The sequence below is a fragment of the Nocardioides sp. Root1257 genome (genome assembly GCF_001425175.1).
Taxonomy (GTDB): Bacteria; Actinomycetota; Actinomycetes; order Propionibacteriales; family Nocardioidaceae; genus Nocardioides.
Genome location: NZ_LMDV01000015.1, coordinates 184,423 through 190,747, shown reverse-complemented (window position 1 = coordinate 190,747; position 6,325 = coordinate 184,423). Strand labels below are relative to the sequence as shown.

The 6,325-nt window shown below is 65.5% G+C and carries 4 protein-coding genes and 1 pseudogene; all 5 read right to left on the bottom strand.

All coding sequences use genetic code 11. The features are described from left to right. Nucleotides 1-1,664: pseudogene (gene acs / locus ASC77_RS25935) on the bottom strand (acetate--CoA ligase); the annotation flags it as partial. Beyond that, nucleotides 1,664-2,548, bottom strand: a complete 885-nt coding sequence (locus ASC77_RS25930; RefSeq protein WP_056160251.1) for an enoyl-CoA hydratase/isomerase family protein — start codon at nucleotides 2,546-2,548, stop codon at nucleotides 1,664-1,666. The pseudogene acs and the gene ASC77_RS25930, both read right to left, overlap by 1 nt. 49 nt (nucleotides 2,549-2,597) lie before the next feature. Next, nucleotides 2,598-3,347 carry an N-acyl homoserine lactonase family protein gene (locus tag ASC77_RS25925; protein ID WP_056160248.1) on the bottom strand — a complete coding sequence of 250 codons (750 nt, stop codon included), beginning with the start codon at nucleotides 3,345-3,347 and terminating at the stop codon, nucleotides 2,598-2,600. Beyond that, nucleotides 3,344-5,140, bottom strand: a complete 1,797-nt coding sequence (locus ASC77_RS25920) for an acyclic terpene utilization AtuA family protein (protein ID WP_235548003.1) — start codon at nucleotides 5,138-5,140, stop codon at nucleotides 3,344-3,346. The genes ASC77_RS25925 and ASC77_RS25920 overlap by 4 nt, the downstream gene beginning before the upstream one ends. 10 nt (nucleotides 5,141-5,150) lie before the next feature. Continuing rightward, nucleotides 5,151-6,269 (bottom strand): CaiB/BaiF CoA transferase family protein, encoded by a 1,119-nt coding sequence (locus ASC77_RS25915; RefSeq protein ID WP_056160245.1) that lies wholly within the window; start codon nucleotides 6,267-6,269, stop codon nucleotides 5,151-5,153. Nucleotides 6,270-6,325 lie beyond the last annotated feature (56 nt).

Below are 6,325 nucleotides of genomic sequence, written 5' to 3'. Positions count from 1 at the left end.
GGCGACCTTCGGGTGCGACACGAGCGCCGACTCGATCTCGGTGGTGGAGAGCCGGTGGCCGGAGACGTTCATGACGTCGTCGACCCGGCCGAGGACCCAGAGGTCGCCGTCGGAGTCCTTCTTCGCGCCGTCGCCGGCGAAGTACCAGCCCTGCCTGTCGTCGGTCGCTGGGTAGCGCGACCAGTAGGTGTCCTTGTAGCGCTCGTCGTCGCCCCAAATGGTGCGCAGCATCGACGGCCACGGCTCGGTGAGCACGAGGTAGCCACCGGAGCCGTTCGGCACCGAGGTGCCGTCCTCGGTGACCACGTCGGCGGAGATTCCCGGGATCGGGATCATCGCGGAGCCGGGCTTGCCGTGGGTGACGCCCGGCAGCGGGCTGATCATGATCATCCCGGTCTCCGTCTGCCACCACGTGTCGACGACCGGGGTGCGGTCGCCACCGATGACGTGGCGGTACCAGACGTAGGCCTCCGGGTTGATCGGCTCGCCGACCGAGCCGAGGATGCGCAGCGACGACATGTCGAAGCGGTCCGGGATCTCGCGGCCCTGCTTCATGAACGACCGGATGGCGGTGGGCGCCGTGTAGAAGATGGTGACCTTGTAGTCCTGGATGATCTGCCACCAGCGGCCGCGCTCGGGGGCGACATCACCTGCGTCGCGCCGTTCGCGAGCGGCCCGTAGACCATGTAGGAGTGGCCGGTCACCCAGCCGATGTCGGCCGAGCACCAGTAGACGTCGGTCTCCGGCTTGAGGTCGAAGACCGCCCAGTGCGTGTACGACGTGCCGACCAGGTAGCCGCCCGTCGTGTGCAGGATGCCCTTCGGCTTGCCGGTCGTGCCCGAGGTGTACATGACGTAGAGCGGGTGCTCGGAGTCGAACGCCTCGGGTGTGTGCTCCGAGGAGGCGCTGTCGACGACGTCGTGCCACCACACATCCACACTGTCGTCCCACCCGTTCTCACCCAGGTCCTGGCCGGTCCGGCGTACGACGAGGACCTTCTCCACGACGTCGGTCTTGGTGCGAGCCTCGTCGACCGCAGGCTTCAGCGCCGAGGGGGCGCCGCGGCGGTACCCGCCGTCGGAGGTGATGACGACCTTGGCCTGGCAGTCGTCCAGACGCGAGGCCAGCGCGTCGGCCGAGAAGCCGCCGAAGACCACCGTGTGCGGGGCGCCGATCCGCGCGCAGGCCAGCATCGCGACGACGGCCTCGGGGATCATCGGCAGGTAGATCGCGACCCGGTCGCCGGTCTGCACGCCGAGCTCGGTGAGCGCGTTGGCGGCCTTGCTGACCTCGTCCTTGAGCTGGGCGTAGGTGATGTCGCGGGTGTCATCGAGCGGCTCGCCGACCCAGTGGATCGCGACCTTCTCGCCGCGGCCGGCCTCGACGTGCCGGTCCACGCAGTTGTACGACGCGTTGAGCTTGCCGCCCACGAACCACTTGGCGAACGGCGCGTCGTCCCAGTCCAGGACCCGGTCCCACTTCTGGGCCCAGTCCAGGCGCTCGGCCTGCTCCGCCCAGAACGCGTCACGGTCCGACGCCGCCCGGTCGTACGCCTCCTCCTTGAGGTTGGCGTGCTCGGCGATCTCCGCCGGCGGCTCGAACCGGCGGTCCTCCTTGAGCAGGTTCGACAGGGTCCCACCATCGGGGGAATCAGTGCTCACCATCACTCCTCTTCGCGGGCCGCCGAGCTCGCGGATCCGGTCTTCACCAGCACATCGCCGAGGAGTTCTTCCATGCGTTGCTCGCCCTCGATCGTCTCGCCGCCGAGTTCTAAGAACGCCGCGAGCGCCTCGACCGCGGCAGGCGTTCCTGCCGTGAGCTGCATCGAGAAGTTCTCCGCCCTGAGTCCATCCTCGATCGTCAGATTCTCCGAACCAGCGACGAGGCCCTTCGTGCGGCGGATGACATCAGGCACGCTCATCGCAATCCGATTGGCGATCGTGTGGACGTAACCGTCGATCTCCCCCGCTGGAAGGGAGCGAGTGACATAGCCCCAGACATCGGCTGTTACCGCGTCGAGGTCCAGCCCCGCCAGGATGACCTCCATCGCTCGGGATCGGCCCACCAGCCGCGGCAGGAATACAGATCCCCCACCGCCGAGGCCGGTGCCGATCGAGACGCCGAAGCTGTTGAAGACAGCACCCCCGATCGCGGCATACCTCAAGTCGCACGCCATGGCGATCGCGGCACCTCCCCCTGTCGTTCGGCCTTCCACCTGGGCGATGGTGACCTTGTCCATCGAACGCAGCCGTTCGCAGAGGCGCTGCACCGGGTTCATCGGCACGTCCTCGACCGAGACCGGCGTGGACTCCGTCCTCAGTGCGCCGAGGTTGTCGAACCGGGCATGGCAGATGAAGAAGCCGGGCGTCGCGCTCTTCAGCACAAGAACCAGTGCGTCTGAATCCGCCTCCACCTCGACCGTGAGTCGGTCGAGTTCGCCGAGCAGCTCACCGGTAATGAGGTTCATAGGTCCGTTCGACACGCTCGCCGTGACGATGCGGCCTTCTGCCTGGACGGCGATCAGTTGGTAGTCGTCGTATGACGGCACGGTGGCTCCTTGCGGCAAGTGGACAAGCGATTTCGGGAGGTCGTGCCTGCTAGCTGAAGACGCGGTGGTCCAGCACGCGCTGGTCGTGGCTCGGGATAACCTCGCAACCGAGGGCCTCAATCTTGCGGAAGCTCTTCATGTATGCGCCGAGATCCGTGAATGCAGCGGGGATGTGACGCGCGAGGGCGTCGCCGGTCCAGTTCTCGTAGCAGCTGACGCAATCTCCGGCGACAAGGTAGTCACCGCCCGCCGCGTGGACGAGGACGCCCTGCGAGCCAGGACTGTGGCCAGGCAAATGCACAAGACTGATCCCCGGCTCGAGCTCCACGTCACCGGCGACAGAACGGACCCTACCCAGGCTGCGCATCCAGTCAGGCGTGATCCCCGATCGCCGTTCATAGACCTTCAGGTTTGGCTCGAACGGATCCACGGCGTATTCGAGCTCTGTCTTCTGCACGATCACCTGGGCGTCCGGGAAGAGATAGTTATTGGCGCAGTGGTCCCAGTGCAGATGGGTGTTCACCACAGTGCCGACATCGGCCGGGTCCACCCCGATCGACTCCAGCGCCGTACGAGGGTCCTGATCCTCGGGACGGGCGACCGTGATTCCATGGCGCGCCAGAGCGCTCTCAGCGTCTGAGATGCCGGTGTCGACAACGATCGTGTGCTCGCCCCCGGTGATCACGAACATGATCACGGGAACGTCGATCCGTTCGAAGTATCCGCGCTGGAACGTCACAGCCGCCTTCGACAAACCCAGAAGGGTGCCAACGTGAAGGGCATGAATCTTGAGGGTCACGGGCGGGCGCCTCCCGGCTCGGGGAGCAGGGACCCTGGCAGTTCGACGGTCTTGCTGGCGAGGTACTCGCCGACTCCCTTGGCTTGGGCATCGATTCTCAGGCAGGACGAGACGCCGTCCTCAAGGTAGCCGTAGACAAGGAAGTTGACTCCGAGGAGGTTCGGGAACTCGTGCCGCTCCACCTTCAGGTCTGCTGCTTCAGGAACGAGTTCCTGGAAGTGCTCAACCGTCAGGAATGAACGCAGCCAGTCGTAGCCCTCTTCAGAACGCCCCCAGATGCCGACGTTGGCCTTGCCGCCCTTGTCGCCCGATCGTGTCGCGAAAACCGTGCCGAGTGGCACGCGAACCACGGGACCGCCAACTGCGGTCGGCGCCGTTTGCGTGACGACTTCCGTCGAGCCGGTTCCCGGCTCTCCGTCCGGCTGTGGCCACAACACCGGCCTGTCGGACGACCCGTCGATCTTGACTACCGGCGTGAGCACGGACTTGTCGATCAGGCACGGCCACTGGACGCCGTAGAGGCGTTCCTTCGCCGGGGGCGCTGTCATATAGAAGCCCGGGATGCTCGCCAGGCAGATCTGCACGATTCGGTCGGCGAACGCTTGTCGACTGACCTTCTTGGGGTCGCGGTCGCGCACGTTGAATGTCACGAGCGCGGTGGCCTCGTCATAGTTGCCGTCGATGTCACGGGCCGGGCCGATCACCGCAACGCGAAACCCGTCGAAGTAGTGCTCGGCGCCGACACGTCCTTCGACTTGACGACGCAGCCACGCGACCTTCTCCTCGACGTGCGCACCGGTCAGACCCACGGTCATCGAGTTGCGGTAGCCACCCTCGTAGGTCAGAGCGAGCTTGGTGGTGCCGGTCGGCACTACTCCGCGAACTCCGGTGACTTCCACCCTGTCGCCACCGAGGTCCACCAGGGCGAGCGAGGTCAGGTCGGTGATCACGTCCGGGTTCTGGTACTCCGGCCCGCCGATCTCGTAGAAGAGCTGCGACTTCACGGTGTCGACCGTGACGATGCCGCCTGAGTCCTTGACCTTGGTGATCACGCAGCTTCCGTCCGCGGCCATCTCAGCAATGGGTAGTCCCGGGTAGCCCAGGTCGTCGTACTCATGGAAGTGCGAGAAGTTCCCGCCTGTGGCCTGGCCACCACACTCGATCACGTGGCCGGCCACGACTGCGCCAGCGAGCTGGTCGTAGTCGTCGGCCGCCCAGCCGTAGTGCCAAGCGGCGGGGCCGACGACCAACGATGCATCGGTCATTCGCGGGCACACCACAATGTCGGCACCGGCCTCCAACGCTGCAACGATCGGCCAAGCGCCGAGGTAGGCGTTCGCCGTCATGATCTCGTGCTGCCCGAGCTCGAGGATCTCGCCGGTGTCGATGTTGGCGAGCTCGATGGTCTGCCCGAGCTCGCCGGCAAGCGCCTCAGTCAGGTCGTCGCCCGTGATGGCGGCGACGGTGAGCTCGAGGCCAAGGCTCTGGATGACCCCTCGGATCTCGGCAGCACAGCCTTCCGGGTCCAGCCCACCGGCGTTGGCGACGACCTTCACGCCTCCCGCTGCGATTCGCGGAAGGTTGTCTCGCAGCTGGGTGACGAACGTTCGAGCGTAGCCAGGCGCACCGCGCATCTCGTTTTTGCGCAGGATGAGCATCGTGAGCTCGGCGAGATAGTCGCCGACCAGCACGTCGACGCCCTCCTGGAGCAGGACTCCCATGTTGTCGGGATTGTCGCCATAGAAGCCCGAGAACGCGCCGAAGCGCAGCAGGTCGGAGGTATTCGTAGTCACTGGTCGGTCCTCAGAGTTCAATCTTGCCGTTGTCCTGGCCGAGCTTGGGTGCTGGCGAGGTGATCCGACCGGGGGTCCTGGAGAGCCGCGGCACGGGTGCGGGCATTCGCACCGTGCCGTATTCCTCGGTCTCGACCGCAACAAGGCTCCCGCGCGCCTCGATGTGCGGGTCGGACGCTAGGTCGCTCGGGCGATAGACCCGATCGGCCACCACACGAACGTCGGTGAGCAGCTTGATCGCCTCATCAGCCGGGCGGTTGGCGACCCAACGACGCAGGGCGGCAGATGCCTCACGGGAGTCAGAGACCTCCTGTTGGTACTCGCCTTCTCTGCGAAGGAAGGCAATCAGGTTCTCGATCGTGGTGGTCGTCGCAGCCGACACCACCACGAACGCGTCATCGCTGGCCGGACAGATCTCCGTGACGAACGCCCCCTCGAACGGGAAGGATGCGCCATTTCGCTGGGCGTCGATGCCGAGCTTCTCATAGAAGGGCACCTGCCACTCGATCATCCGGAACAGGCCGTCGTACAGGCCGAGATCGATCATCTGACCCTTGCCAGAGCGCTCGCGCTCGAAGAGAGCGAGCATGATCCCCCACGCGCCGTACATGCCGGTGTTGAGGTCGGCGAGAGAGTAGCCAGGGTGGACCGGCGGAGTGCCCGGGTAGCCGGTGATGTTCGTGGCGCCGCTGAACGACTCGGCGATCTTGCCGAAGCCGGGTCGCTCGCTGTACGGACCACCACGGCCGAAGCCGGAGATCCGCAGCATGATCGTCCGCGGGTTCAGCTTCTGGACGTCGTCCCACCCCAACCCGAACGACTCCATGGCACCTGGGCGGTAGTTCTCCAGAATGACGTCACTCGACGCCGCGAGCGACTTGACGTACGCGTTGTCATCCGGATCGGAGAGGTCGACCTCGACGCTCTTCTTGTTGCGACCGTTGATGGTGAACCACAGGCTCTCCGCCCCGACCGGACCCATACGACGAAGGCTGTCACCTGTCCCCTTCCGCTCGACCTTGATCACCTCGGCACCGAAGTCACCAAGGAGACCGCCGCAGAACGGGCCCGCCATCGCGTGCGCGAATTCGAGGACACGGATCCCATCCAGAGGCATCGCGTCAGTCATATGTGCAGAATCCTTCACAATCGGCGCTGCTAGAGATATGGTCCAAGTCCAATCGG